Origin of the sequence: Kitasatospora cinereorecta (genome assembly GCF_024172095.1) — a bacterium.
GTDB classification, from domain to species: Bacteria; Actinomycetota; Actinomycetes; order Streptomycetales; family Streptomycetaceae; genus Kitasatospora; species Kitasatospora cinereorecta.
Map to the genome: position 1 here is coordinate 133,286 of NZ_JAMZDX010000008.1, position 26,208 is coordinate 159,493.

Here is a 26,208-nt window from a genome sequence, read left to right on the forward strand (position 1 = left end):
GACCTCGGCCGGTACCGGCTCAGGTATCCGTACGGCGGACCGGCCCGGCAGGCCGGTCACGGTCTACGGCGCCGGTACGAAGCGCCATGTCGTGGCGGGCGCCACTCCTGGTGATGGCCGCGGTGCGGGCGGCGGCCTCCTCCTGGTCGGCCTTCTCGGCGAGGCCTTGGCGAACTGGCCCGTGGATCAGCCGAGCGGCGCTGGCGAGGGTCGGCTGACCCCTGCTTGCGCGGGGAGGACGGATCGCAGCAGTCTGCCGTCCGGCCCCGCGACTCCCCATCGCGGCCGTGCGCAGCTGATCACGCTCTTCAGCAGTTGGCGGACCGTGTACAGGCTCACGGCGCGGTGACCAGGCGGAGCCGCATCTCGGTGTTGAGGCAGGTGAGCAGGGCGTCCCCGACCGGGAGCGGTGCCGTCCACTGGCCATCCCGCAGGAGGACCGCCTCGATCCCGGGCGCGGCCGCGTCCGACAGGGCCTCCTGCGTGGCCAGGTAGGCCGGCCCCCAGGCGCGGGGAATCGCCTTCCGCCGCAGCGCGGCCAGCGCGGTGGAAAAGTCGGATGGCGTGGTGACGGGCATGATGCCCTCGGTGATCTCAGCTGTCACCTGGGTCGTCATGACGGTCCTTTCCCCGGCGGCAGCCGGCGCAGATGCACGTCTCGCGCTCCACCCCGGGACCGTACGGCTCGGGCTTCCCGGGGGTGAGCGGGACGTCCTCGGCGCCGCATTCGCGGCATCGGTCGTCGGGCAGGTGGCAGTCGGTGAAGCGCTTCACCGACTGCACCGCATCTTTCATGGCGTCAGTATCCAGGCGAACGACCGATCTTCGTAGGGCCACCATGAGTACCCACCGTGGAAGCGCGTAGCTCGATACCCTCACGGGACCACCACCAGGGGGAGCGATGACGGAGCCACTTCCTGCTCGTGTACTCACCGACCCGCGGTTCACCGATGCATGCGCTCAGCGCCGGATCGGCCAGATTTTCAACCTGGCCCGGACGCTCGCTGGGGTGTACCCGGCCCGGATCGCCCAGTTGACCGGACTCAGCACCAGCCGGGTCACCGAGTACATGCAAGGGGGCCGCGAGGTCACCAGCATCACCGTTATCGAGCGCGTCGCCGACGGTCTGGGCATCCCGGGCCGGATGCTCGGCCTCGCCGACCGTGCGTGGGAGTCCAGTGCGCTGGCCGTGGCCCACCAGCCGCCGCAGGTCCCCGAGACATGGGAGATCCTCGACTTGCTCACCGGCTCGTCCGCCAGCGACGCCACGTTGACCCACCTTGAGGCCGCGGTCGCGGACACCGCCTACCGCTACCCGTCCGCGGGGCCGGCCGAGCTTCTTCCGACGATGCACCGGCAGCTCGCCGCCGTGCGCACCCTGATCGGCCGGCCGCAGCATCTCGACGCCCGCCGCCGATGCGTTCGGATACTGACCGTCCTGTCCGGCCTGCTCGGCCTCGCGGCCCACGACCTTGGGCACCGCACGCACTGCGAGGAGATGTTCCACCTGGGCAAGGTTGCCGCGCGCGAGGGCGAGGCCGACGAGCTGACGGCCTGGCTCCTCACCATGGAGTCGATCGTCGCCTATACCTCCGGCCGTTGGCAGGAGGCGGCGGCGCTTCTCGGCCGGGCCGACCGGCTCGCGCTCACCGCGTCGCCCCGCCGACAGGCGTGGATCCGGGCGAACTGCGGGCGCGCGCTCGCAGCCTGCGGCGACCAGCCCCGGGCCTTGGCCGCCCTGGACCAGGCGGCCGAGCTCCTCGAGCGGGCGGAGGAGCCAATCGGTGGCCTGGACTTCTTCACCACCCCCCGCCTGGACGGCCTCGGGGGCGAGTCGCAGGCCCTGCTCGGTCGGCACGATGCCGCCGCCGAACTCCTGGGTTCCGCACTGGCCCGACGTGACGCGGCGGACGTGAAGGGCCGGGCCGTCCTCACCTTCGACCTCGCCGAGTGCCGCCTCCAGCAGGGCGACATCGACGCCGCATGCGGCCTCGCCCAGACCGCGTTCGACATCGCGGAGGGCAGCGTGGTCCAGCCCCTGGTACTTCGCGCCCAGGCCTTCCAACGGTCCCTCGGCCCATGGCGAGAAGCGCGCTCCGTTCGGGCGCTCGCCGTGCGCGTGAGAGAGTCGGGGGCGCAGCTCGCCCGCATGTGAGGAGGTCCGGCCGATGGAGTGGCAGACGTACGGCCGACGCCAGGTCTACGGCAGCCCGTGGGTCGAGGTGTGGCTCGACGACGTCGACGTACCCGGGATCGGGCGCATCGACCACCACGTCATCCGGATGCCCCGCCCGTCGGTCACCTCAGTGGTCACCAACGACGTCGGCGAGTTCCTCCTCCTGTACCGGCACCGATTCATCACCAGCCGCTGGGGCTGGGAGGTGCCCGCGGGATGGGCCGACCCCGGCGAGGACCCGGCGGCCGCCATCGCCCGCGAGGTCGAGGAGGAGACCGGCTGGCGGCCGGGCCGGGTCGAGCCGCTCGTGGAGTACGACGCGCTCGCCGGCATCAGCACCATGCACTTCCAGTGCTTCCACGCCACCAGCTGCGAGCGGGTCGGCATGCCGACCGACCGCAGCGAGGCTGCCCGGGTCGAGTGGGTACCAGAGGCCGAGGTCGCCAAGCTCCTCGTCAGCGGGCAGGTCGCCGACGGCCCCTCGCTCGCCGCCCTGTCGTACTACCTCGGCCCGCACCGACTCGCCGGGGTCTAGGGTCCGTCTTCAAAGATGATCAAGCGATGAGAGATCATGTCGGGCGTGATACGTCGTCATGAGCTTTCTGATGCCGAGTGGGCCGTGCTCTCGCGGTTCCTGCCGAGTTCGGGGACCGCGGGCCGGCCGCGCAGTGACGATCGGGTGGTGCTGAACGGGATCGTGTGGAAGCTGCGGACCGGGTCGGCCTGGCGCGATGTGCCGGAGCGGTACGGGTCCTGGCAGACCCTGTACACGCGTTTCCGCAGGTGGGCGCTGGACGGCACGTTCTCGCGCATGCTGCGGCAGGTCCAGGCGGAGAAGGACGCGGCCGGGGACATCGACTGGCTGGTGTCGGTCGACTCCACGATCGTGCGGGCCCACCAGCACGCCGCGGGCGGCAAAAAGGGGCAGTCGACCGGGACGAAGCGGGTGATCACGCCCTCGGCCGATCCCGTGGCGGACTGAGCACCAAGGTCCACCTGGCCTGCGACGGACGCGGACGCCCGCTCGCTTTCGTCCTGACCGGCGGCAACCGCAACGACTGCACCCGCTTCGAGGCCGTGATGGCCGACATCCGCGTCCCCAGGGTTGGGCCGGGCCGGCCACGAACCCGACCCGACCACGTCATCGCCGACAAGGGCTACAGCTCCCGGAAGATCCGCGCCTACCTGCGCAGACGCGGCATCCGACACACCATCCCCGAACGCGCCGACCAGGTACTGAACCGTCTGAACCGGGGCTCTCGCGGCGGCCGGCCGACCGGCTTCGACCGGCAGGCCTACAAGCTCCGCAACGTCGTCGAGCGCTGCTTCAACCGGCTCAAGCAGTGGCGTGGCCTGGCCACCCGCTACGACAAGACCCGCGAGTCCTACCAGGCCACCGTCACCATCGCCTCGATCCTGCTCTGGATCTGATCTTTGAAGACGATCTCTAGCACGGTTTGCACACCTGAGCTCGTACGTTGCCCGCGTGGCGATCAAACTCCGCCGCGCCAGCATGGCCGGCCAGCAAGACGCTCTACTCCTTTATCGCCGAGGTGTCCGCCCGCCGCCGCCGAGCACCCGGACGACCTCGTCACCCGCCAGTCCTGGGCCGAGGAGGAGACCGCCGAGGCCCGCCCGCAGCCACCCCTACATCGCAGGCGCCCGCAGCCGCGGCGCACGGCGTGGCAGGCCCTGACAATCGGCGCCAGCGGCGCGGTGCCGGACTGCGCCGACCACACGGCCCACGTAGGTCGTCAGCGCCGAGCACCGGCTGACCCCCACTCGCGCGGGGAGCAGGTCGACCGGCTCGACGTCATTTTCACCCACGTGGGACCATCCCCGCGGGTCGGGGAGCAGCACGAGAGCGGCGGGCAGGCCCGCACGAAGTAGGGACCATCCCCGCGGGTGCGGGGAGCAGCTCTGGGCGATCGCAAGCACAGCCTTCAAGTCGGGACCATCCCCGCGGGTGCGGGGAGCAGGGCCAGGTCCTCTGCTACACCGACACCGGGGCGGGACCATCCCCGCGGGTGCGGGGAGCAGATCAGCTCGTGCATGCGGGCGACGCGGGCGTTGGGACCATCCCCGCGGGTGCGGGGAGCAGGCCGGTTCGTTCGACGCCATCATTCGTGTGTGGGGACCATCCCCGCGGGTGCGGGGAGCAGGAGCGGCTGGTCGAGGACCTGGCCCAGGAGACGGGACCATCCCCGCGGGTGCGGGGAGCAGCGCATCTGCCGGCGGAGCTGTTGGTAGACGGGGGGACCATCCCCGCGGGTGCGGGGAGCAGACTGCAAGGGGTGCCGGCGCCCGTTCGAGGACGGGACCATCCCCGCGGGTGCGGGGAGCAGGCTGCCGGCGAAGAACCAGAGGAAGGCCTGCTGGGACCATCCCCGCGGGTGCGGGGAGCAGGTCGTGCTGCTGTCCGCCCTGGCCCTCGCCGTGGGACCATCCCCGCGGGTGCGGGGAGCAGGAGGACCAGGACCCGCCGGCGGCGTTCCCGTGGGGACCATCCCCGCGGGTGCGGGGAGCAGTCGGGGGTGAGGCCGTCGGTCGGGTCGGGGGTGGGACCATCCCCGCGGGTGCGGGGAGCAGCCGGAGCCCGAGGTCGTCACCGAGACCGTGACGGGACCATCCCCGCGGGTGCGGGGAGCAGAACCGGCTGCGCGCCACCGGTCCGGGGACCTTGGGACCATCCCCGCGGGTGCGGGGAGCAGTCGACCGCGGCCCGGACGGTCGGCCGGTACTCGGGACCATCCCCGCGGGTGCGGGGAGCAGGAGCCGTCCGGGCGGGCCACCATGGTCAGGCGGGGACCATCCCCGCGGGTGCGGGGAGCAGGCCGATGCTGAGGGTGCCCCGCTCGGTGCCGAGGGACCATCCCCGCGGGTGCGGGGAGCAGGGAAATTCCGGGAAAATCGGACACCCTGTAGAGGGACCATCCCTGCGGGTGCGGAAAGCAGCCGAGGACGTCGGCGGACATGGTGCCGGGGCGGGGACCATCCCCGCGGGTGCGGGGAGCAGCACATCCCCTCGAGACAGACCAATTCGGCCTCGGGACCATCCCCGCGGGTGCGGGGAGCACAACGGCTCAGCGGCGAGCACCTTCACGGCGGCGGGACCATCCCCGCGCGTGCGGGGAGCAGATCGACACCAGCGCGTTGTAGAGCTGCTGCCCGGGACCATCCCCGCGGGTGCGGGGAGCAGCGCGGCACCGACGAGACCGCCGTCCGGGACGCGGGACCATCCCCGCGGGTGCGGGGAGCAGCGCGGCACCGACGAGACCGCCGTCCGGGACGCGGGACCATCCCCGCGGGTGCGGGGAGCAGAGAGCGTAGCGGGTCCGGGGGCTCGAGTACTAGGGACCATCCCCGCGGGTGCGGGGAGCAGGGCGAGAGCTGGGAGGCCGCGATGAGGCTCGCGGGACCATCCCCGCGGGTGCGGGGAGCAGGGCGAGAGCTGGGAGGCCGCGATGAGGCTCGCGGGACCATCCCCGCGGGTGCGGGGAGCAGAGCACCGCCCCAATGACCTTGCGCAGCATGGTGGGACCATCCCCGCGGGTGCGGGGAGCAGTCCAGCTCGAACCGGGCGGGGAGCAGCGTGATGGGACCATCCCCGCGGGTGCGGGGAGCAGCCAGGCCTCGCTGCCGTCCTCGGTGCCGTCCTGGGACCATCCCCGCGGGTGCGGGGAGCAGTCCATGCCCAACAGCACGCCGCCGGAGGTCACGGGACCATCCCCGCGGGTGCGGGGAGCAGGACCAGCTTCTCGAGGGTGCTGTTCATCGACGGGGACCATCCCCGCGGGTGCGGGGAGCAGGCAGACTCCCGCACCCTCGGGGGCCGGCTCCGGGGACCATCCCCGCGGGTGCGGGGAGCAGGACGTGAGCAACTGGGGCCCCGAGGGCGGCCAGGGACCATCCCCGCGGGTGCGGGGAGCAGGGTGATCTCCGCTGCCCGCTGTTCGGCCTGAAGGGACCATCCCCGCGGGTGCGGGGAGCAGCGAACGGCGCCCACATGACCGGCTATGTGTCGGGGACCATCCCCGCGGGTGCGGGGAGCAGCTGAGGTCGGGGGCGGCGGTGAGGCGAGCAACGGGACCATCCCCGCGGGTGCGGGGAGCAGCGGGCGACGTCGGACCAGGGGATGAACGTCTCGGGACCATCCCCGCGGGTGCGGGGAGCAGCGGGCGACGTCGGACCAGGGGATGAACGTCTCGGGACCATCCCCGCGGGTGCGGGGAGCAGTGCATGGCGGTGTCCTTGTCGCAGGACACGCCGGGACCATCCCCGCGGGTGCGGGGAGCAGCTCGCGCGCCTCGCGCAGCTGGGCGAGGACCTGGGACCATCCCCGCGGGTGCGGGGAGCAGGTCAGCCGAAGCAGTCGCCAGATCGCGGCCCTGGGACCATCCCCGCGGGTGCGGGGAGCAGCGCCGCGATCCTCCCCCTCCTCCTCGCCCGGAGGGACCATCCCCGCGGGTGCGGGGAGCAGTCCTGGTCCTGGAGGCCGGGGAGCGCGTGAACGGGACCATCCCCGCGGGTGCGGGGAGCAGTGAGCCGGTGCACCTTGCTCCATGAGAGTCCCGGGACCATCCCCGCGGGTGCGGGGAGCAGCGCATGACCCGCGCCGTCTATCTCGACACCGAGGGACCATCCCCGCGGGTGCGGGGAGCAGGCTCGTTGACCTGGGATGTTATCGGTGGGGGAGGCCGGTTCTCCTTACTTCTTCAGGTTCGGGCATTTCGGGCTCACCGCCTGGCAGCGCTCCTTCACCGGTTTCCCCAGCGGCGACGTTGGGCCGCCTTGCTCCAGCCCGATTTGACCTGTGGGGGCCGTGGCTCGCTGGGGCGTTGGATGAGGGTGAGGCCTTCGTGGTCGGTGGGGGCCCAAGAGTGGTCGTGGGTGTGGAAGGTGAAGCCCTGTTCGTTGTTAGAGGTGTGGATGAGAAGGGCGCGGCCTTGGCCCGAGTACTGCCGGACTTCGCTCCAGAGGAGGTCTCGGATGCGTGCCGACGGGTTGCCGATGAAGACGCCCGGCGAGATCTCGAGCAGCCATCGGGTGAGGAATCCTCGTAGGCCGATCGGGCAGTTCGTGAGGACGAGGACCGTCACCAGCTTGTCTCCTCACCGTAGTTGACGCCCGAGGCGACGTGCAGGCCGTGGTCGGACTGCAGTGTGACGGTGTCGGCGTCGCCAGGATCGCCGTGGTCCTCCCCGAGCAGCAGCCCGCGGATGTCGTCGACGATCCGCTCCTGGAGGCGCAGTCGGTGGATGCGGTCGCGGAGGGCGCGGCGGGTGCGCGCGCCGACGTCCTCGGTTCCGCCCTCGGCTGCCACCTCAAAGGCGACGGGGATGCCGACCTCGGTCTTGTAGAGGTCGGCAATGTCCAGGACGAACGAGAGTTCGTGGCCGGAGTGGACGAAGCCGAGTGCGGGTGAGCATCCGAGCGCGGAGACGACGGCGTGTGAGACGCCGTACATGGCCTGTGCGGCGGCAGTGATGCCCTGGTTGACGGCGTCCGCCGAGCCGAAGTCGCCCGGGGTGTACCTGCGGCCCCGCCAGGGGACGCCGGTTCGGGTGGCCTGGGTGCGGTAGCACTCCTTGAGTCTGCTGCCTTCGCGGCCGAGGAGTTCTTGGCGGGTGAGTCCGGACGGGTCCTCCTCGGGGAAGCGGAGCCGGTACATGGCTCTGGCGACTTCCAGGCGGGTGCGCCGGTTCGCCCAGCGGGTGGCCTGGGCCTCGGCGAGGACGGCCGAGCGGGACAGGGCACGTCCGGCGCGTAGTGACGTACGCCGTGCTCCCCGACCCAGACGACTGCGGCGCCGCTCTCGCCGAGGACGCTCATCGCCTGGTGGGTGATGCGGGTGCCGGGTCCGAGCAGGAGGGTGCCGATGGTGGCGGAGGGGATGTGGGTGGTGCCTTCGGCGTTCTCGATGGTGAGGGCGTTGGAGTCGCGGTGGATCGTACACCGTTCGAGGTAGAGGAAGGAGATCCGGTCGGCGACGCGGGTGAGTTCCCTGGGGCTTCCGGCAGGTCGGCGGCTGACGGTGCTCATCGGCTCATCCGAGCGGGGCGAGGGTCATCAACCCGCAGCCGTAGGCCTTGGCCTTGCCCAGCCCCGCGGTCAGTACTCCACGCAGGGCGTCCGGGTCGGTGACTTCCAGGCGGCCGTCGAAGGTGACCGTGGTGAGGGTGACGGTGCCGGGGGTGCCGCGCTTGGAGAAGGCAAGGCTGCGCTGGGCGTGGACGGCGAGGTGATGCTCGTCGCCGTGCTCGGTGTGTTGCCGCTCCCGGGGTTTCGCGGCGATGCGGAACCCACCAGTCTCCTGTCGTTGGAGCAGCCACTGCATCTGGTGCCGGGCGGTCAGGTGGGCGGTTCGTTTGGTGGGGGCGCCGTCCTTCACCCGCGCCTGGTGGACGGGATTGGCGGTCAGTCGGAAGTTCCAGACCGTTCCCTTGTCGAGGCGTTCCAGGAAGGGCGCGTAGCCGTAGGTCTGCCAGCCCGCCGTCCCGGCCGCGGCCGCGGCAGGCCAGCCGGCCTGTTCCACCAGGTGGGTGAGGTCGGGGCGGGAGGGGCTGACGACGTACAGCTGGACCTCCGCGGAGGCGTTGTGGTCGACCCGCCACAGGACACGGGGGCCGGGCGCCGTGGGGAGGAGATCGGGGAAGGAGGACATGACCGCTGCGTGCATGTTCTGGGGTGAGGACAACAGTCGTCGGGCGTCCGCCCGCCCGGTGTTGATACGGAAGCGGGTGAGGTACATCAGACGCCTTCCAGGTGTCCGGTCGGGTCGTGGGCGGGGACGGGCGCGGGCGACGGGGTGGTGTTGCGGCGTGCCTGCGGATTGGTCACGGTGACGGTGCCGCTGTGGACGGTGCGCAGGCCGTGGCGGCGGCGGCGCGGGTCGAAGCTCAGCGGCTGGTCCCGGAGGGTGTCGCCCCGCACCGGGGGTTCGTCAGGGTGGCCGGCTGCGGCTTCGATGAGGACGGTCAGGTCGACGGTGGGGTGGTGGCGGCGCCGCTGCTGGTGCCAGGTCGCGGCCTGCCACGGCAGTCGGCCCAGCACGGCGGCGAGGTCGCCGTCGTGGTCGACGTGGAATTCGACGGGGCGGGACGGCGGGCAGGAGCGTCGGCCCAGGTACGGCAGGTAGGCAGGGGTGCGGAGCGCGGCGTGCATCCGTTCGGCGAGCTGCGCCGGGCCTTCCACGGCGGCGACGAACACGGCGTCGGCGAGGTAGAAGCGCTCGGAGAGCGGCATCGACTCGCCGGTGTCGAAGTGCTGGGCGGTCTGGTAGTCGCGCAGGCGGGTGCCGGGCTGGTCGATGCGCACGCCGAAGCGCAGCATGGCGAGTTCGGCGAGGGCGTGGTCGTCGGTGCGGTCGATGCCGAGGGCGGCGGCAAGCAGTCCGATGACGCCGCTCTTGGTGGGGGCGTTCTCGGTGGTGCGTCTGGCGAAGCGCGAGGTGGCCCCCCATGACTGCAGGGGGCCGGCCAGCCGCAGTGCCAGCACGCTCATCCGCGGTGCTCCAGGCGTTGGGCAACGGCGGCGCCGACGGTGGTGACGAGTCGGGTGAGGCTGGGGATCTCGTCGCCGAGGGTGGAGAGTTTGGCGGTGGCGGGCCCGACGCGCAGGAGCCAGGTCTGGCTGGTGTCGCCTCCGTAGGCCCGTTCGATCTCGGGGGCGTAGTCGGCGAGGCGTTCGCAGGCGGGTTCGAGGTATCCGCCGTTGCAGTCCGGGGTGACGGGCTTCTCGAAGGCGGAGACGAAGCTGACCGGCCGGGTGGTGCGCAGGGTGATGATGACCGCGTCGGGCAGGGTGTGGTTGCCGAAGGTGTTGATCTTCCCTGTGGGCAGGGAGGAGACGAAGGCCTCCAGGAACGCCTCGACCGCCCGGCGTACCGGTGTGGCGGGTGCCTCGCCCTCGTCCAGACCCGCGCCGAGGTTGCGCTGCAGCAGGTCGACATCGACGGCGGCGTACCGGTACAGGGTGGCCGAGTTGAAGTCGACGGTGCCGATCATTCCGGCGCCCGGTTCGGCGTCGCCGCGGTCGTCGACGGCGGTGAAGTAGTCGGACTCGGTCTCGGCGCGGTGCACGCTGAGGGCGTGGGCGACCTGGGTGGCGGCGTCGACGTTGATGTCGATGGAGTCGGCGACCATACGGCCGAAGAGGGCGATGTCGACAGAGTGCCGGCTGTCGGCGATCTTCTTGGCGCGGGCCTTGGCGTCCTTGTCCTTCAGGAAGGCCTTGATGTCGTCGGCGCCTTCCAACGCGAGGGCCGCCAGGTTGTCGAGCTGGCGGGAGCTGAGGAACAGCAGGTACGACGACTCCGGCGCGGGATCGTCGGTGCCGTTCTTCTTCGCCGCGTCGACCTTGCGCTTGGGCGGCTCGATCTTGGATCCGGTCGCGGTCTGCAGCACCTCGGAGGCCAGCGCGAGCGCTGCGGCCCCGTTGATGGCCGGCGCCAGCGCGGTGATGCGTTCGGCGAGCAGCTCCGCGACGCGCTTGGTGCGCACCCCGAGCTCGCCCGGGTCGAGGATCGTCTCGAAGTACCGTCGGGTGGCCCGCTTCCAGGACTGGCTGGAGACCCGGGCGCGGGTGACGCCGCCGTACTGGGCGGTCTTGGGTGCGCCGGTGTCGTCGCGGTTCAGGTTGCTCGGCGGGACGTTCTGCAGGGCGTGCACGTCGAGGATGGTGCGGCTCGTCACTGGCGGCTGTCCTTCTGGTTCGTGGCGGGGTTCTCGTCGCCCGCCTGGTCCGGCGGGGTGGTGCGGTGTGCGTGGAAGGAGCGGCCCCAGGAGCTGCGGACGCCGTCCGGACCGCCGGGCCGCTGCCAGTCGTGGAGCTGGTCGGCGAGCAGCGCGTAGTCCAGGGCGTGGCCGCCGCGGCGCAGCAGCAGGGCGATCTCGCGCAGCCGGGTGGCGAGGACGGGGAGGGATCCCGCCGTTCCCGCGCGTACGAAGCGCTTGCGGATGGGCTCGTCGATGGCGGAGCCGGGCATCAGTTTGCGCACGGCGGCGCCGAGCTCGTCGCCTCCGGCCTGGTGCATCCGCGCGCCCAGGGACTGCTGGTGGAGGGACCACAGCGTCGCCGCGGTATACAGGGCGGTGTGTGCCTCGTCGGGGCGCAGTGCCGGGTCGGCGAAGAGGTCTTCGGTGTCCAGCAGTCCCCACAGGTCGGGGATGGCGGCCGGGTCCCTGCCCGCGCCGCGGCGCAGCCGGGCCAGCGCGGCGACGGCGTCCGACCGGTCGGCGAGGTAGCCGGTCTGCAGCCTGCTGATCTCGCGCCCGGCCAGGACGCCGACCGGGCCAAGGGCGGCGCGTCGTCGCGGGGCAGTGGGTGGTGCCGTGGTCATGCGGTGGCCCTCCGGGGGTCGGGGGTGGTCGGGTTGCCTGTTTCGACGGGGTCGGGCCCGGTCGGCTGGAGTGGGATCGCGGCTGGGGCGGTGTCCGTGCCGGCGGGTTCCGGCGTGCCGGCAGGCTTCTCGGGGGTGACAGGTCGCTCCGGGGTGGCGGGTTCCGCGGGCGTGGCGAGGGGCAGCGCGCGGCGCAGCCGGCCGCGGCACCACAGGTCGGCAGCGGAGGCGTTCAGCCAGGTCTCGCCCTTGCCGTTCGGCACGACCCGGCCCTGCCAGGCGGCTTCGCCCGCCTGTGCGATCAGGTCGTCGGCCAGGCGGCCGATCTCGGCTCGCACCCGACGCTGCCAGGCGGCGCGCAGGGCAGCCGGGTCATCGCCGTCGCGGATGGCGGCCAGCCAGAGCCGGTACGGGCCGTCGAGGGCACCGAAGCCTGCGTCCCGGGCGGTGAGCCGGGGGGTCTCCGACTCGCCGCCCGCAGCCCGTGTGAGGTCGGTGGCAAGGTCGCCCAGGGCCCGTACGGCGAGGTCCGCATCGCCGACCGCGTCCACCGCCGTCCGCCCCAGGCGCTGGTCCGTCTCGCCGAGCAGGACGACCGCGACGTCCACCGCGTCGGCGGTGATCTCGTCCACCACGGACTGCTGGGTGCCGTAGACCACGCCGAACGTCCGCAGCCGCAGCCTCCGGCCCGGCGGGAGGATCTGCTCCGCCTCCAGCCGCGCCAGCCAGTGCACCAGCCCGGGGCGCAGCTCCGGGGCCGGTTCCCCCGCCGGGGCGGAGGCCGGTGCAGCGGAGGCCGTCAGCGAGCCCAGGCCGCGCCATGCCGCCCGGGCCGGGTCGTGTTCCCTCGGCATGTACACCAGGGGCAGGCCCTGCTTCTTCTCCTGCGCTTGGCTGCGCCGCCAGCCGGTCATGGGCTCGATGGTGTGCATGTTCTGCGGTGCGAGCGGGTCGCCGTAGGTGAGGACGACACCGTGCACGCCCGCGGCGTCGGCGTGCAGCCGGATGCGGCGGGACTGCCAGGTGTAGAGGTCGCGCGGGCCCGCCGGACGCGATGCCAGGTTGCCCGCCGCCCCGGGGCCGTCGGGGTCGCGGCGCCATGCGGGGACGTCCCCGCGCGTGGAGCTCCAGTGGTCGCAGGCGAGGAGGTTCAGCAGGAGCGTCTCGCGCAGGTTCTCGCCCTCGGCGAGGACGCCGCCGAGGCAGCCGGCCCAAGCGGTGCCCTGGGGGTAGGCCTTGCCGGCCTTGGCCCGTGGGTCGCCGATCACGCCGGTCTTGATGCCCGAGGTGTCGTACGCCTGGGCGTGGACCACCCAGCGGGCCGCCTCCGCGAACGTGATCCGCCCGACGCCCGGGAAGCGGGCGGTGAAGAACGGGTTCCCGTTAGGCACGTCCGCGACGATCCGGTTCAGCGCGAAGACCTCGTCCTTGGCCGTCCGCAGGCCGGCGGTCTGGAAGAACGGTGCGACGGGGTGCAGCAGGTCGAACCGCGCGCGGTGCCGCTCCAGGTAGGGCAGGACCGGTGCGAACGGCGCCGGGTCCTCCCACAGTTCGGCCCAGTCGTCGTGGTCGCCCGGGCCGTCGAGCGCGTCGTGGACGACCGCCAGGAGCAGACGTGTCAGGGCGAACTCCTGGGTGGGGACGTCACCGGCCAGCCGCCTGATCCGGTCCGCCCGGGTGAACAGCTCGCGCAGTGACAGTTCACGCTCGGAGCCGTCGGCCAGCAGGACGGGGATCCACGGCTGCGCCGTCAGGTCGAACGTCGATTCCCCGGCCGGGTTCTGCGCCTGGTCATTCGGCACGTGATACCTCGAGTCCGTTCTCGCGGGTGTACGTGAGCTCGAACCCTGCCAGAGGGGTCGGACACCCGGGCCGGATCGGAAGGATCAACTGCCCTGCCAGCCAAGGATTTTCCTTGACCTGCCAATTTTCGAAACAGAACTGCTCAAGTTCGGCGATGACCCGATCGATGACGTACGGGCGGGCGAACCGCGCCGGCAGCCGCAGCCCGCAGGCCGCCGCGGCCTTCGACGCCCTCGGATCCGGCACCGAACCGGTCGGCAGCGGGAGGCCGCCCCGGCCCTCCCCCGCCCAGCCCACCGTCGCCAGCGAGCCGTCCGCCAGAACCTCCACCACGATCACCTCCACGCTCTCCGGACTGTCCCGCACCTGCGCCCGCCCCGCCCGGGTGTCGTCCGCGTCCCCCGCACCGCCCGCCACCCAGCCCATCAGGGACCGTCCGGCCCTACCCGCCTCCCGCAGCCGGAACACGTCCGCCGCCCGCGCCTTCTGCGCCTGGAGCCGGTCGTGCAGCAGCCGCGCCTCCGCCAGGTCCTGCGCCCAGGCGGGCGGCCCGACCGGCTCGTCCCCGTACGCGCGCTGCACCAGCGCACTGATATCCCCGGGCAGTTCCAGCAGCCGTTCCCCGTCCAGACAGGGCAGCAGGACCGCCAGCGACCTCAGCAGCGTGTGCCTCCCGTACACCGCCTCCGACCCCCGCGCCACCACCGGCACCGGGCCCGACCAGTCCACACCCGTCACCAGGCAGGTGGCCGCCCGCAACGACTCGGGTCGCCACGACCTCTCGTGGCGGTGCAGCCGGCCCACCCGCTGCAACAGCAGGTCAACCGGCGCGGCATCGGTCACCAGCAGGTCGAAGTCCACGTCCAGGGACTGCTCGGCCACCTGGCTGGCCACCACGATGTGCCGTCCGGGCCGCCGCGCCCCGTCCCGGCCGAACAGCTCCAGCAGCCGGCGGTCGTTCTCGGCCCTGTCCACGTCGATGAACCGCGCGTGCGCGACCGTCACCGCGTCGGACCCGAACCGCTCACGCAGCGCGGCGGCCGCCTCCAGGACCCGGTCCACCGTGTTCCGCACCACCAACGCGCAACCACCGCCGCCGAGGTCGGATTCCAGCCGCTTTCCCAGGGCGTCCAGGTCGTCGTCCAGCCGCTCCAGGCGGACCCACCCGCCGCGCCCGGACGCGCCAGGACGTCCCACCTGCGGCTCCTGCCCCCGGCCGACCGCCGTCACCAGCGGGTACGCGTCCGCGCCCGCCACCTCGGCGAACCTCCCGTCGCCGGGCTCCGCACCCGCGTACGCCTCCGCGAGCGCCCGGCGCCGAGCGGCCGGCAGCGTCGCGGACAGCACCACCACCGGCACCCCGTACGCCCCGAGCCACCCCAGCACCCGGTCCAGATAGGAGTTCATGTACGTGTCGAACGCGTGCGCCTCGTCAATCACGACGACCTTGCCCGCCATCGCCAGATGTCGCAGGACCAGATGCCGGCCCTTCAGGCCCGCGAACAGCAGCTGGTCGATCGTCCCCACCACGAACGACGACAGCATCCCCTTCTTCCGGCCCGCGAGCCACTGGTGCGCAACCAGCTCGGCGGGCAACGGGCTCTCCGCACCGGCCGCCGGCACGCGGTCGCTGACGTCCACATCCGGGTCCACCGCCGAGATCCGCTGCCACGACGCTGCCCGCAGAGCGGCGGCATCCCTGTTCAGCGCGGCCTTCGAGTGCGCCAGCAGCACCGAGAGCCGTTCCCCGTCACGGGCCGGAAGCCGCTCCAGCCAGTCCAGCACCCGCGCGAACATCGCATTGCTCGTCGCCATCGTCGGCAGCGCGAAGAACACCCCGCCCGCACCGACCCGCGCGGCCAGCACCTCGACAGCCGCGAGCGCCGCCTCGGTCTTGCCCTCCCCCATCGGCGCCTCGACGACCAGCAGCCCCGGCTCCGGCATCGCCCGGGCCGCCTCGAAGGCCTGCATCTGCACCGGCCGGACCACCGCCCCCGGCGGAAGCTCGAACCTCGCGGCGAACACGTCCGCGATCCCGCTCCCCGGCAACTCAGGCCTCCACGGCCCCGGCAAGCCGAGCCCCTTCCACGCCGCGGCCACCCGCCGGGCACCGCCCTGCCCGAGCTCCTGCGGGAAGTAGGGGAACAGATCCGGATTGCTGGCAATCCAGTCCGCCATGATCACCAACCCGGACAGGACCACCTGAACCGTCTGCGGCAACTTCACCGCCCCCCAGCCACCGAGCCGCCCCTCCACACCGAACTCGGCAGCACACGCGTCGAGGAACTCCTCCTGCACCCGCAGCCACAGCCCCTCGCTCCGGCCCGGCGTCCGCAGCAACTCCGGCCGCTCGACCAGATCGGCCACCGCCGGATGATCCGGCGGCACCCCGTGATGCCCACCAACCACCACCGCGAACTGCGCCGTCACCCGGCCCGGCCACCCACACCGCCGCTCCAGCCACTCCTGCAGCAGCAGCTGCCCCGCCAACCCGTGCGGCGCCATCCGGCGATCCGGCCCCAACTCCCGCCGGTACGGCATCTCCAGACCCACCGCACGCATCCCGTCCGCCAGCCCGTCGACCTGACACGCGAACGCAGGAGTCACCTTTCCCACGTCATGGACCGCCGCCAGCCACACCGCCAACCGCCGCCCGTCCGCCTGCCCACCCGGCAGGACCCCGCCCACCAGCCCCCGCACCCGAGCCGGCAGCCACTCGTCCCACAGCAGCCCCGCCACCGCCGCGCTGTCCGCCATGTGACACCACAACGGCAACCAGCCCTCGCCCACCACATCGTGCTTCGCCCACGCACTCCGCGCCTCCGCGGACAACCTCAACCGCAACCCGCCGCCATCGAAAGCCACCGCACCCACATCCCCCACCGCCCGCCCGTTAAACGATCCAACGGCCGAGCATACGAGCGGGCGACGGCCGGACCGGGCCCTTTCGGGAAGATCCGAAAGACTGGCCCGGGGCGGCACAAATGTCGCTATCCTGCTCGAATGTCTCATTCTCAGGAAGTGAGGGAAACCCACACCCGAGCCTCCTGAAAGCGCAGGTCAGCGAGCCTGCTCCCCGCACCCGCGGGGATGGTCCCGCCGCGCACTGGCTCCACGCGAACTCCCACATCTGCTCCCCGCACCCGCGGGGATGGTCCCCATCCGTCACTGCCGCGGCGAAGGGGCAGAGGCTGCTCCCCGCACCCGCGGGGATGGTCCCCCGAACTCCACGTTGGTCGTCATGCCGGGCAGCTGCTCCCCGCACCCGCGGGGATGGTCCCGAGGGCGCGGTCAGCGGTCATGCCGGCGACGCCTGCTCCCCGCACCCGCGGGGATGGTCCCGAACCCGAACGTGAACCCGTCGCGCCGGGGAACTGCTCCCCGCACCCGCGGGGATGGTCCCGATGCTCAAGTCCCTTGGCCTGCCGCCGAACTCTGCTCCCCGCACTCGCGGGGATGGTCCCCGCACCGGGCCGCGTAACGCAGCGAACGGACTCTGCTCCCCGCACCCGCGGGGATGGTCCCGACCAGCACCTCGTCCGTCACCAGCCGGACCGCTGCTCCCCGCACCCGCGGGGATGGTCCCGAGCCGCAGGCCGCCCGCGCGGCCTTCGAACACTGCTCCCCGCACCCGCGGGGATGGTCCCTTGCCGGTGCTGTCGTACGCGCTGAAGCCCAGCTGCTCCCCGCACCCGCGGGGATGGTCCCTTCGGCGCGGGGATGCGCCCGCCCCCGGCGGCCTGCTCCCCGCACCCGCGGGGATGGTCCCCAGGTGCTGTGGTCGTACAACGGGAGCGTCTACTGCTCCCCGCACCCGCGGGGATGGTCCCTTCGGCTGGACCGACCCCCAGGAGAAGCAGTGCTGCTCCCCGCACCCGCGGGGATGGTCCCGTCCACACCTTCCCCTCGCCGCGTGAGGCAGCCTGCTCCCCGCACCCGCGGGGATGGTCCCCAGAGGGTCGAGGACCGCCGCGAGGCCGAGAAGCTGCTCCCCGCACCCGCGGGGATGGTCCCCTGTCGGTCTAGACCCTAACTCTGATCAGGGGCTGCTCCCCGCACCCGCGGGGATGGTCCCGACGGATGGCTCGCCCACCGCCTGGTCCCGAACTGCTCCCCGCACCCGCGGGGATGGTCCCCCTCCTCGGGGAGGTCAGGACGATGGGCGGCGCTGCTCCCCGCACCCGCGGGGATGGTCCCTCGGTCAGCGCCTTGTCGAGCAACAGGCGCCCCTGCTCCCCGCACCCGCGGGGATGGTCCCGACGACGATGAGTGACGTGCTGCTGATGGACACTGCTCCCCGCACCCGCGGGGATGGTCCCCCATGGGTATACCCTCCCCCTAAGAGACAGCGACTGCTCCCCGCACCCGCGGGGATGGTCCCTGAAATACGTTGCTGCCCTGAAATGCCGATCCCTGCTCCCCGCACCCGCGGGGATGGTCCCAGTGCAGGCACCAGCGCCGAGGTTGGGCGCGTCTGCTCCCCGCACCCGCGGGGATGGTCCCTACGGCTTCGCGCAGTGGGTTTCGGAGAACAGCTGCTCCCCGCACCCGCGGGGATGGTCCCCCGGCCGCCTGGCAGCAGATCCCGATCGCCGACTGCTCCCCGCACCCGCGGGGATGGTCCCCCGTCCGCGCGCATGCTGATCTGCACCGTTCCCTGCTCCCCGCACCCGCGGGGATGGTCCCTTCACGCCGGGCGCGGCGCCGCCGGGGGCGGTCTGCTCCCCGCACCCGCGGGGATGGTCCCGTAAGGGTGGCGCGGGGAAGAGCACCTTGACGCTGCTCCCCGCACCCGCGGGGATGGTCCCGAACAGCCGGCGTTCGCGAACGCCTTGGAGAGCTGCTCCCCGCACCCGCGGGGATGGTCCCGATTTCCAGAGGCAACTTCAGGATGAACGTGACTGCTCCCCGCACCCGCGGGGATGGTCCCTGGCAGACGGCCCCGTCCGCCCCCGTGCTCATCTGCTCCCCGCACCCGCGGGGATGGTCCCGAGGCCGCCTGGGACGTCACCCGCAACGAGTGCTGCTCCCCGCACCCGCGGGGATGGTCCCTACGCACCGGGAGAAAGCTCGACCGGGCACGTCTGCTCCCCGCACCCGCGGGGATGGTCCCCAGGGCAGACGTGCATTTCGCGTCATTCCGGTCTGCTCCCCGCACCCGCGGGGATGGTCCCACCTCGGCCGGGTTCACCAGCGTCCAGTTCGCCTGCTCCCCGCACCCGCGGGGATGGTCCCGACGTGCCGGCTCGCTGGAGGGACCGGCCGATCTGCTCCCCGCACCCGCGGGGATGGTCCCTCGGGGGCGGCGCCGTCGGCGTGGACCGGGCTCTGCTCCCCGCACCCGCGGGGATGGTCCCATCGCCGCCGCACTGCGCATCATGGTCCGGTACTGCTCCCCGCACCCGCGGGGATGGTCCCTCAGGGACAACCTGGAATATCACTGGATCCCAACTGCTCCCCGCACCCGCGGGGATGGTCCCAGGTGGTCCTGGGCGTCGAGGGGCGGCCACTCCTGCTCCCCGCACCCGCGGGGATGGTCCCGGGCCGCGGTAGCCCCGGGGAACGGAAATCGCCTGCTCCCCGCACCCGCGGGGATGGTCCCTGGGCGTTGGTCTGCAAGCTGGCCCAGAAGATCTGCTCCCCGCACCCGCGGGGATGGTCCCCTCCGTGATATCGCGCTGGTCGTAGTCGGGCGCTGCTCCCCGCACCGCGGGGATGGTCCCCGTGTGCGAGTTCTTCAGGCGGCGTGACGCGCTGCTCCCCGCACCCGCGGGGATGGTCCCTGACCGCACTTCAGGCGAAGAACGCAACCACGCTGCTCCCCGCACCCGCGGGGATGGTCCCCAGACGGTGGAGCGCCTGAACGCCGAGGACCCGCTGCTCCCCGCACCCGCGGGGATGGTCCCGGCACCATCGATGCCGGCCCCGAGACCAACCTCTGCTCCCCGCACCCGCGGGGATGGTCCCGCACCGGCATGGACTTCAAGCTCGGGTTCATCCTGCTCCCCGCACCCGCGGGGATGGTCCCTACAAGCCGGCCATCCTGTCGCAGGACTACGGCTGCTCCCCGCACCCGCGGGGATGGTCCCTCTCGCTGCAACCCCAGCTCCGCCACCAGGCCCTGCTCCCCGCACCCGCGGGGATGGTCCCGTCCTAAACGTCCGTCAAACGCGGTAGGACGTCTGCTCCCCGCACCCGCGGGGATGGTCCCTTAGGCGCCTACACCATCACCAACGCCAAGTCCTGCTCCCCGCACCCGCGGGGATGGTCCCGACTCCCGGGGTCGGCTGCGCAGCCCGGACCGCTGCTCCCCGCACCCGCGGGGATGGTCCCGGGAGGAGGCCCGCCGCGACGCGGAGGCCGCCCTGCTCCCCGCACCCGCGGGGATGGTCCCCACGACCTGATCAAGTCCGAGGGAGACGACCCCTGCTCCCCGCACCCGCGGGGGTGGTCCCGCCTGGGTCGACAGCGTGGTCTCCGCCCGGCACTGCTCCCCGCACCCGCGGGGATGGTCCCAGCACATCGACGCGGTTGCCGGGGACCAGGCGCTGCTCCCCGCACCCGCGGGGATGGTCCCGGGTCCGTCGTGGCCGGTGCTGCGGTGGCGCTCTGCTCCCCGCACCCGCGGGGATGGTCCCGTGGGCCGGGCGCTGAGTTCCGCCCACGAGGGCTGCTCCCCGCACCCGCGGGGATGGTCCCAGATGGGTGTCGTTGCCAAGCGTCGCCGTGGTCTGCTCCCCGCACCCGCGGGGATGGTCCCACGACCGTGTCGCCGATGGTCACCCGGGTGGGCTGCTCCCCGCACCCGCGGGGATGGTCCTTGTTGGCGTTGTTGTTGTTGCTCTGACCTGCACTGCTCCCCGCACCCGCGGGGATGGTCCTCACGCTCCTGGTCCTCGGCGGCGGGGTGGCGACTGCTCCCCGCACCCGCGGGGATGGTCCCTCCATCGGCTGCGTCGGCCTCTGGCAGATCAACTGCTCCCCGCACCCGCGGGGATGGTCCCCAGACAAGCCTCGCCTCCGGTCCGTGCTCCGGCTGCTCCCCGCACCCGCGGGGATGGTCCCACGATCCGACTGCCGCGCATGGGTTCCCTGATCTGCTCCCCGCACCCGCGGGGATGGTCCCGATGGCCGGCAGTGCCGCCGAGTCGGCCGCGGCTGCTCCCCGCACCCGCGGGGATGGTCCCTACACCACCGGCGGGTTCTCGAACTGGAACATCTGCTCCCCGCACCCGCGGGGATGGTCCCGCCCCCACCACCACCGAACTCGGTGCCGTCGGCTGCTCCCCGCACCCGCGGGTACGGGGAGCAGGTCTCGGCGGAGGACCTGGCGATCGACCGGCTGGGACCATCCCCGTGGGTGCGGGGAGCAGATGCCGGTGGTGACGATCTTCGCTCGGAGCTTGGGACCATCCCTGACGAACCCCCGGTGCGGGGCGACACCCTCCGGGACCAGCCGCTGAGCTTCGACCCGCGCCGCCGCCACGGCCTGCACACCGTCCCCAGCGGCACCGTCACCGTGACCAATCCGCAGGCACGCCGCAACACCACCCCGCCGCCCGCGCCGATCTCCTCCCCACGGCACCCGGTCCCGTGTCCTGTGGCTCACGGATTCGTACGGCGGACCGGCCCGCCGGGCGGGCCACGATCAAGGTGTTACGCGGCACCGCTGAGGGTCATCGGCGGCCGGGTCGGGCGCAGCGGGACGGCGCCGGCACGGAGTGCCTTGTCGTGGCGGGCGCGGCGTTCGGCGAGGACCTGGCTGCTGCTGGCGGCCGCGGTACGGGCGGCGACCTCCTCCTGGTCGGCCTTCTCGGCGAGGCCTCGGGCGAACTGGTCCTCGGGTTCGCGTCGGCTGAGGATGGCCTGCTCCTGGCGAGCGATGGCAGCGACGATCGTCGGGTCGATGACGGGGGCGGTGCGGCGGATCTCGGCGAGCGCGCGGTGGTAGCCAGCGCTCGCGTCGTCGCGGGTGCGGACCGGGGCCTCGGGCTGCTCGACGGCCTTGTGGTGCTCGGTCCGCTGGTCGGGGCCGGTGGCGATGGCGCGGGGCGCCAGGACCCGCAAGTCCCGCACGACGGTCCGGCCCATCTTGCCGTTGATTCGGACGACGAGCTGGCGGCCGAGCAGGCGCAGTTGGGTGGCGTAGGCCGGGGAGGTGGGCTGGAGGTCGAGGCGTCCGGTGCGGGCATCGAAATGCACGGGCTGGACCTTGCCGACGAGCTCGGGGGCGATGGTGGCCCACTGGTCGAGGATGCCGCCGCCGGCGGTCGGGGTGTCCCAGGCCCGTTCGGCGACCAGGCTGGCCAGGGCGTCGCCGAGCCCGATCGGGTCGCGGCCGCCAGCGCGTGCCGTGGTCCGGGGCCGGGTGGGTCGGGTGGTGGAGTTGCGGCCGCCAGGGGCGTCGGCGTTGCGGGTGCGGGCTGCTTCGCGGGCGGCCTTGAGGGCGACGCGGGCTAGGTCGACGCCGGTGGACATCTCGGTCACGCGGACCTCCAGGTCTGGTGGATGACCATGCGGCCGGTGTGCCGTAGGCGCAGGACCTGGTCGACCTGGCCGTGTGTGTAGAGCTGGCGGGCGTAGGCCTCACCGCAGTCTCGGATCGCCATCAGGACCATCTCGGGGTCGCGCTGGCCGAGGGTGCGGAGCTCGATGACGTCCTCGCGGGTGAGCTGGTGCAGGTCGGTGAGGCCTTCCTGGTCCTGGGCGAAGAGCGCCAGCGCCTGGGCGCCTTGGCCGCCGGCTTGCCGCACCTGGGCGAAGACGTCGTCGACCATGCGGCCCACGGCGCGGGTGGCCGGGGCCTGCCAGTCGGTGAGGCGCCACTCGTCCGAGTGCCGGTTGTGGCGGGTCTGCTCGGCGGATCGGGACTCGCGCCAGTGCTCGACCTGGGCGGCGCGCTCCTTCGGGGTGCGCCAGCCGGGCATCTGGGTCATGCCGCGCAACCGGTGGGCGAGCAGGCCGGAGGGCCGGTAGCTGCCGCACTGCGGCTCCTCCAGGGTGGAGATCCATGCGATGACCTCCTCCGCCGTCCAGCCCGCGTCCGCGACCTCCTGCACGACCCAGGCGATCCGGGACACCAGGGCACGGCGCAGCCACGGCACCTGGCGGACCAGTTCGGCGGCCAGCTGGAACCGGCGTCCAACGGCGTTCAGCTTCTGGGTGCGCCGGCCCTTCGTGGACTTTTTCGCGGCAGTGGACTTCGGCTTCCCGCTTGCGACGTCTGTCTCAGAGGGATGGGGAGTAGAACCGTCAGCAGGAACAGTTGAGCAACCACCCCCCATTGGGGTGCAACGGTCGACTGCTGTTGAGGTGCCGTCAGCGGCCTGTGACACCTGGGGCTGGGTGGTGGTCGACGTGGCCTGAGCGGCCGTCACCGAGGCCTTCGCGGAAGCCTTCGACTTCGACCGGGCGGTCCGGACCTTGCGCGAGGCCCGCTTGCCCAGCAGCGCCATCACCGCCCGGCCAGCCTCCGCGATCCCGATCACCCGGCGGCCGGTGCCCTCGCCCGCAACGCGCACGCCCAGCGCGACATCGAACTCGGCCGGGATCACCCGGACGAACTCCGACGCCTTCGCCTTCTCGCCGCGGACCCGGGTGCCCTTCGCCACGTACGCGAGCAGGCCAGCCTCGCGCAGCATGTCCAGCTGGTACTGCGCGGTCCGCTCGGTCACGCCCAAGCGCCGGGCGAGGTAGTCCACGCCCGGACGGCACGGCGACAGCTCCATCAGCAGCTGCGCGGTGAGGATCGCGGTACGGCCCATCTCCCGCGGTCCGTGCGAGCGCGACGGCCGGTAGCAGCCCGACGCGACCACCCAGTGCACCGCCTGTATCCAGCTGTACGGATCCAGCGCGACCCGGCCGCGGGTCGTCGACACCCACTGCTCCGCAGCCGGCACGAGCAGCGCGGGCAGCACCGACACACACGGCACGAACCGCCGAGCCGCCTTCGACACCACCACGGCGGTCGCTAACGCGACGTCGACCGACTCCTGGCGCTGGCCGGGAACGCCCGGCCAGGCGGGAACTACACCCGACGGGCCGTTTGCGAGGCCCCCGACACGGTCATCCGGAAGAGTGATCTGCATCACATTGTCGACAGCGCTCGAGGCAAGCTCGACAACCGGTCCGTCAACCCGCCCCTGGGCGAATCCCATGGCAGGGCCGGGGATGAGCCCAAGATCCCGCCCTGCGGGAACTCGCGACATGTCCAGGACAGCAGCACCATGATCGACAACCACGGGGCCGTGAGACTGGAAAGGCCTTGTGACCTGCTGCAAAATGACAGTGCCTTTCTAGGAAGGTGGGCCGGCCCGCATCAGCGGGTCGGGCGGCGCGGCCCCCTTGGGGACCGCGAACACCGGCCCCTCACGGGACCGGCGGAATGCCCCCGCGAGGGGGCGAAAGCCGATCGGCGACCTCCAGGTCTGTTCTCTCTGGGTGTTGGCGGTGGGTGCAGCCGAGGCCCCGGCAAGGGCCCCGACTGCGGGTACTGCGACCGGCCTTGGATGGCCGGTGGTGGTTCAGGCAGAACCAGGTAGTGCGGCTGGTGGTCGGTTGGTAGCCGATCTCCAGCAACCCCGCTCAGGGTTGGTAGCCCGCGAGCGAGGTGGGAGCAGGAAGGCCGCTGGTCCGGGTGGTAAGTCCGGGTAACGGCCGGCGGAGCTAGACCCCTGTCAGGGTCGGGCTCCGCGGACGATGGCTAGGTCACGGAACACCCCCATTTCGGGGGCCGCCGTGGCCAGCCACATATGCAGAGACGGCACCCCGCCGGAGTGAGACCCGGGTCATCCCGGTCGACTCCACGGCGGGGTGCCGTGCGTTCAGGAGGGCCCGGTTACGGGTACCCTGCATCACGTCACCACCCCTCGCGTGGTTGACCGGGACGGGCCCCTGGCAGGGGGCGCCGATCCACCTCATCGCCGTCCGGACCTGAAGGTCCGGGCGGCGAAATCCATTCTGGATCACTGACGACGCCAGACTACCCCTGTGGATAACGCTGGGAGTAGCCGCGAGATCACCGTGTCGATCTGACGCGTCGATCGGCTGATAGGCAAACAATCCTGCTTCTCCAAGGACTCTTCGAGCGCAAATGGCTGGCTCTCGCGTCACATCGGAAGTGTGGCAATCGCAGAGGAACCGCCGCCTTCTTCTGCCCCGCGAAGAGCAGTCAGGACAGCTGATGCGGTCCAACGGCTCGTGGCGCCGGGGCGAGAGGATAGGTATTCGGCGGATTGTTCCAGGGACCAGCCATGAGCCTCGGCGAGGCCGCTAGCGAAGTTCCGCAGGTAGGCGGCCGACGGCGGATTCAGCTCCGCGTCGTCCAGGGCCCAGGGTGCCGTGAACGTGTACACGGGGATGCCGTCGATCGCGCCAGGACAGATCAGCGTCTCGTAGCGCCCAGGGCCGAGCTGGTCGCGACCAGACGTGAGGGCCCGGGTGAGGTCCAGGTTGGTGCCCGGGACTTGATGCATCTCTTGAGCAGCGATGTCGGAGAACTGCCCAGCGGTGATGAGGTAGGCACGGGCGGGCATCTCACCGGCATGAGACGGGTCATAGAATCCCATTCCGCCCGTCCAGACGAGCGACTCCAAGGCGAAGTACAGCTGCCCAGGCAGAAGCACCGGAATGGTCTTCTCGGGCAAGCGGCGGTCGCGACAGCCTGGGTAGGTTCGGGCCCCGCCCGGAGGCCTTCCACCTGCGATGTAGTGCGCCAGTCGGTCGGCGTGCATGTTCGACCCATATGCCGCATACCAGACGAGCCCTCCTGGGCCCAAGTTCCCGCTCAGGGCTTCCGCTCTACGGGCACGGGGAAACGGGTTCGCGGCGACCTGGGCGGCATCACCGCCGAGATCCTGTTGAGAGGTGTCGTTCATGGGAGACGACGGTAGCCGCCGGCAGAACTCTCCGTGACCGGCCATCACACCTCCTGCTCATACACGAGTAGGTTGCGGTCGCCCGGCGCAATGGTAATCATCACCCGCACGGGAAAGTCGGTTCCATGACCGACGCGGACATGCTGGATCACCGGGGTTCCCAAGGGAAGCTGGAGGAGCTCAGTCTCTTCAGGAGTGGGCATCCGGGTGCTGATCTCGTCCCGGATTCGGGTCTGCGGGTAGCCGATGTAGCGCAGCACGCCACCGGGGAACGACAGTTCGCGGCTCTCCTCGAGCACGGTCCCCTTTGCGATGGTGCCGGGAAAGCAGCTGGTGGAGAGCTGAAAGGGCTCGTCATCGACCCAGCGGACGCGGGCGCGCTTGACGACCTCGTCGCCTTCTGCGAGTCGCAGACATGCCGCTACCTGCGCGTCTGCCGATTCAAGCGTCGCAACGATCGACTCACCTGGCTCGCGGCCGGCTTCCTTGATCGCAGTGGCCCAGTCATCGAGAGCATGTGAATCCCGGCGGCTGCCGCGCTCGAACTCTGACAGGTTCCAGGTGATGCGGCGGACAGCCCGAACTCTCCGACGGCCACCCTGTTCGCCGATTACCAGGCCCTCTGCCTTGAGGATGTCCACTCCAGCCGCCGCGGTCTTGGCGGTGACCTGAAACCTCTCGGCAAGCTCGCGGCCAGTAGGTAGCGCTGCGCCGGGGCCCAGTTCGCCGGACCTGATCTGCTCGCGGAGAGCATCGGCGACGGACCGTGCGCTGCCCCGTCTCACCTGATCTGTCGGAGTCATAGGCGACAAGGTACCCGATGCTACGCAGCTTTAGTACCTAACTTGCCGAACTGTCGTACCGGCAGTGCCGGTCGGGCGGCCAGGGGGAGCCTCGACCGGCCCCTCCTTCACGCCCTCTCGGCTCGCCTTTGGTACGCAGTCAGAGAAGTTATGTACCGAAGTGCTTGACGGTCCGTCACTTGATGCGTACGGTCATGGATGTCGCCACAG

The 26,208-nt window shown here is 71.9% G+C and carries 16 protein-coding genes, 1 pseudogene and 3 CRISPR repeat arrays; of the genes and pseudogenes, 3 read left to right on the forward strand and 14 right to left on the reverse strand.

All coding sequences use genetic code 11. The features are described 5' to 3' along the window. Positions 1-335: 335 nt before the first annotated feature. On the reverse strand, positions 336-617 hold the full coding sequence (locus FHR36_RS35895) for a hypothetical protein (RefSeq protein WP_253804354.1): 282 nt from the start codon (positions 615-617) through the stop codon (positions 336-338). Beyond that, positions 595-795 (reverse strand): hypothetical protein, encoded by a 201-nt coding sequence (locus FHR36_RS35900; RefSeq protein ID WP_253804356.1) that lies wholly within the window; start codon positions 793-795, stop codon positions 595-597. The genes FHR36_RS35895 and FHR36_RS35900 overlap by 23 nt, the downstream gene beginning before the upstream one ends. Positions 796-901: 106 nt before the next feature. Between FHR36_RS35900 and FHR36_RS35905 the strand changes: the two genes are divergently transcribed. The 3 genes from FHR36_RS35905 (at position 902) to FHR36_RS35915 (ending at position 3,607) form a co-directional block, all read left to right on the forward strand. Continuing rightward, positions 902-2,155, forward strand: a complete 1,254-nt coding sequence (locus tag FHR36_RS35905; RefSeq protein WP_253804358.1) for an NsdA family TPR-like regulatory protein — start codon at positions 902-904, stop codon at positions 2,153-2,155. A gap of 13 nt (positions 2,156-2,168) precedes the next feature. Then, on the forward strand, positions 2,169-2,711 hold the full coding sequence (locus FHR36_RS35910; protein WP_253804360.1) for an NUDIX hydrolase: 543 nt from the start codon (positions 2,169-2,171) through the stop codon (positions 2,709-2,711). A gap of 48 nt (positions 2,712-2,759) precedes the next feature. Further along, positions 2,760-3,607 (forward strand): IS5 family transposase gene (locus tag FHR36_RS35915; RefSeq protein WP_407660891.1). Its coding sequence is split into 2 segments (ribosomal slippage): positions 2,760-3,123 and positions 3,123-3,607, totalling 849 coding nucleotides; the frame shifts between segments, so codons are not numbered across the junction. Positions 3,608-4,065: 458 nt separating this feature from the next. Continuing rightward, a CRISPR array of direct repeats spans positions 4,066-6,839; the repeat unit is 29 nt; unit sequence GGGACCATCCCCGCGGGTGCGGGGAGCAG. A 94-nt stretch (positions 6,840-6,933) separates the two neighbouring features. On the opposite strand, the gene cas2e is transcribed toward FHR36_RS35915, so the two are convergent. From cas2e to FHR36_RS35975, 12 genes and pseudogenes are all read right to left on the reverse strand, one after another. Further along, entirely contained in the window at positions 6,934-7,275 is a 342-nt protein-coding gene (gene cas2e / locus FHR36_RS35920) for a type I-E CRISPR-associated endoribonuclease Cas2e (RefSeq protein ID WP_253804362.1), read from the reverse strand. Then, positions 7,272-8,218 (reverse strand): annotated as a pseudogene (cas1e, locus tag FHR36_RS35925) (type I-E CRISPR-associated endonuclease Cas1e). The gene cas2e and the pseudogene cas1e overlap by 4 nt, the downstream one beginning before the upstream one ends. Before the next feature lie 4 nt (positions 8,219-8,222). After that, positions 8,223-8,927, reverse strand: a complete 705-nt coding sequence (cas6e, locus tag FHR36_RS35930; protein ID WP_253804364.1) for a type I-E CRISPR-associated protein Cas6/Cse3/CasE — start codon at positions 8,925-8,927, stop codon at positions 8,223-8,225. Continuing rightward, positions 8,927-9,679 (reverse strand): type I-E CRISPR-associated protein Cas5/CasD, encoded by a 753-nt coding sequence (cas5e, locus tag FHR36_RS35935; RefSeq protein ID WP_253804366.1) that lies wholly within the window; start codon positions 9,677-9,679, stop codon positions 8,927-8,929. Before cas5e ends, cas6e begins: the two co-directional genes overlap by 1 nt. Further along, positions 9,676-10,869 carry a type I-E CRISPR-associated protein Cas7/Cse4/CasC gene (gene cas7e, locus FHR36_RS35940; RefSeq protein ID WP_253804368.1) on the reverse strand — a complete coding sequence of 398 codons (1,194 nt, stop codon included), beginning with the start codon at positions 10,867-10,869 and terminating at the stop codon, positions 9,676-9,678. The genes cas5e and cas7e overlap by 4 nt, the downstream gene beginning before the upstream one ends. Further along, positions 10,866-11,516, reverse strand: coding sequence for a type I-E CRISPR-associated protein Cse2/CasB (casB, locus tag FHR36_RS35945; RefSeq protein ID WP_253804370.1), 651 nt, complete (start codon positions 11,514-11,516; stop codon positions 10,866-10,868). Before casB ends, cas7e begins: the two co-directional genes overlap by 4 nt. After that, positions 11,513-13,318, reverse strand: coding sequence for a type I-E CRISPR-associated protein Cse1/CasA (casA, locus tag FHR36_RS35950; RefSeq protein WP_253804372.1), 1,806 nt, complete (start codon positions 13,316-13,318; stop codon positions 11,513-11,515). Before casA ends, casB begins: the two co-directional genes overlap by 4 nt. Beyond that, positions 13,308-16,076, reverse strand: a complete 2,769-nt coding sequence (gene cas3 / locus FHR36_RS35955; protein WP_253804374.1) for a CRISPR-associated helicase Cas3' — start codon at positions 16,074-16,076, stop codon at positions 13,308-13,310. The genes casA and cas3 overlap by 11 nt, the downstream gene beginning before the upstream one ends. 312 nt (positions 16,077-16,388) lie before the next feature. Further along, positions 16,389-18,983: direct repeats of the CRISPR family, unit length 29 nt; unit sequence CTGCTCCCCGCACCCGCGGGGATGGTCCC. Between the two features lie 90 nt (positions 18,984-19,073). Next, a CRISPR array of direct repeats spans positions 19,074-20,567; the repeat unit is 29 nt; unit sequence CTGCTCCCCGCACCCGCGGGGATGGTCCC. 408 nt (positions 20,568-20,975) lie between these two features. Continuing rightward, on the reverse strand, positions 20,976-21,797 hold the full coding sequence (locus FHR36_RS35960) for a DciA family protein (RefSeq protein ID WP_253804607.1): 822 nt from the start codon (positions 21,795-21,797) through the stop codon (positions 20,976-20,978). A gap of 5 nt (positions 21,798-21,802) precedes the next feature. Continuing rightward, entirely contained in the window at positions 21,803-23,197 is a 1,395-nt protein-coding gene (locus FHR36_RS35965; protein ID WP_253804376.1) for a helix-turn-helix domain-containing protein, read from the reverse strand. Positions 23,198-24,427: 1,230 nt separating this feature from the next. Beyond that, positions 24,428-24,964 (reverse strand): histone deacetylase, encoded by a 537-nt coding sequence (locus FHR36_RS35970; RefSeq protein WP_308199727.1) that lies wholly within the window; start codon positions 24,962-24,964, stop codon positions 24,428-24,430. Between the two features lie 275 nt (positions 24,965-25,239). After that, positions 25,240-25,998 carry a GntR family transcriptional regulator gene (locus FHR36_RS35975; RefSeq protein WP_253804378.1) on the reverse strand — a complete coding sequence of 253 codons (759 nt, stop codon included), beginning with the start codon at positions 25,996-25,998 and terminating at the stop codon, positions 25,240-25,242. Between the last annotated feature and the right edge of the window lie 210 nt (positions 25,999-26,208).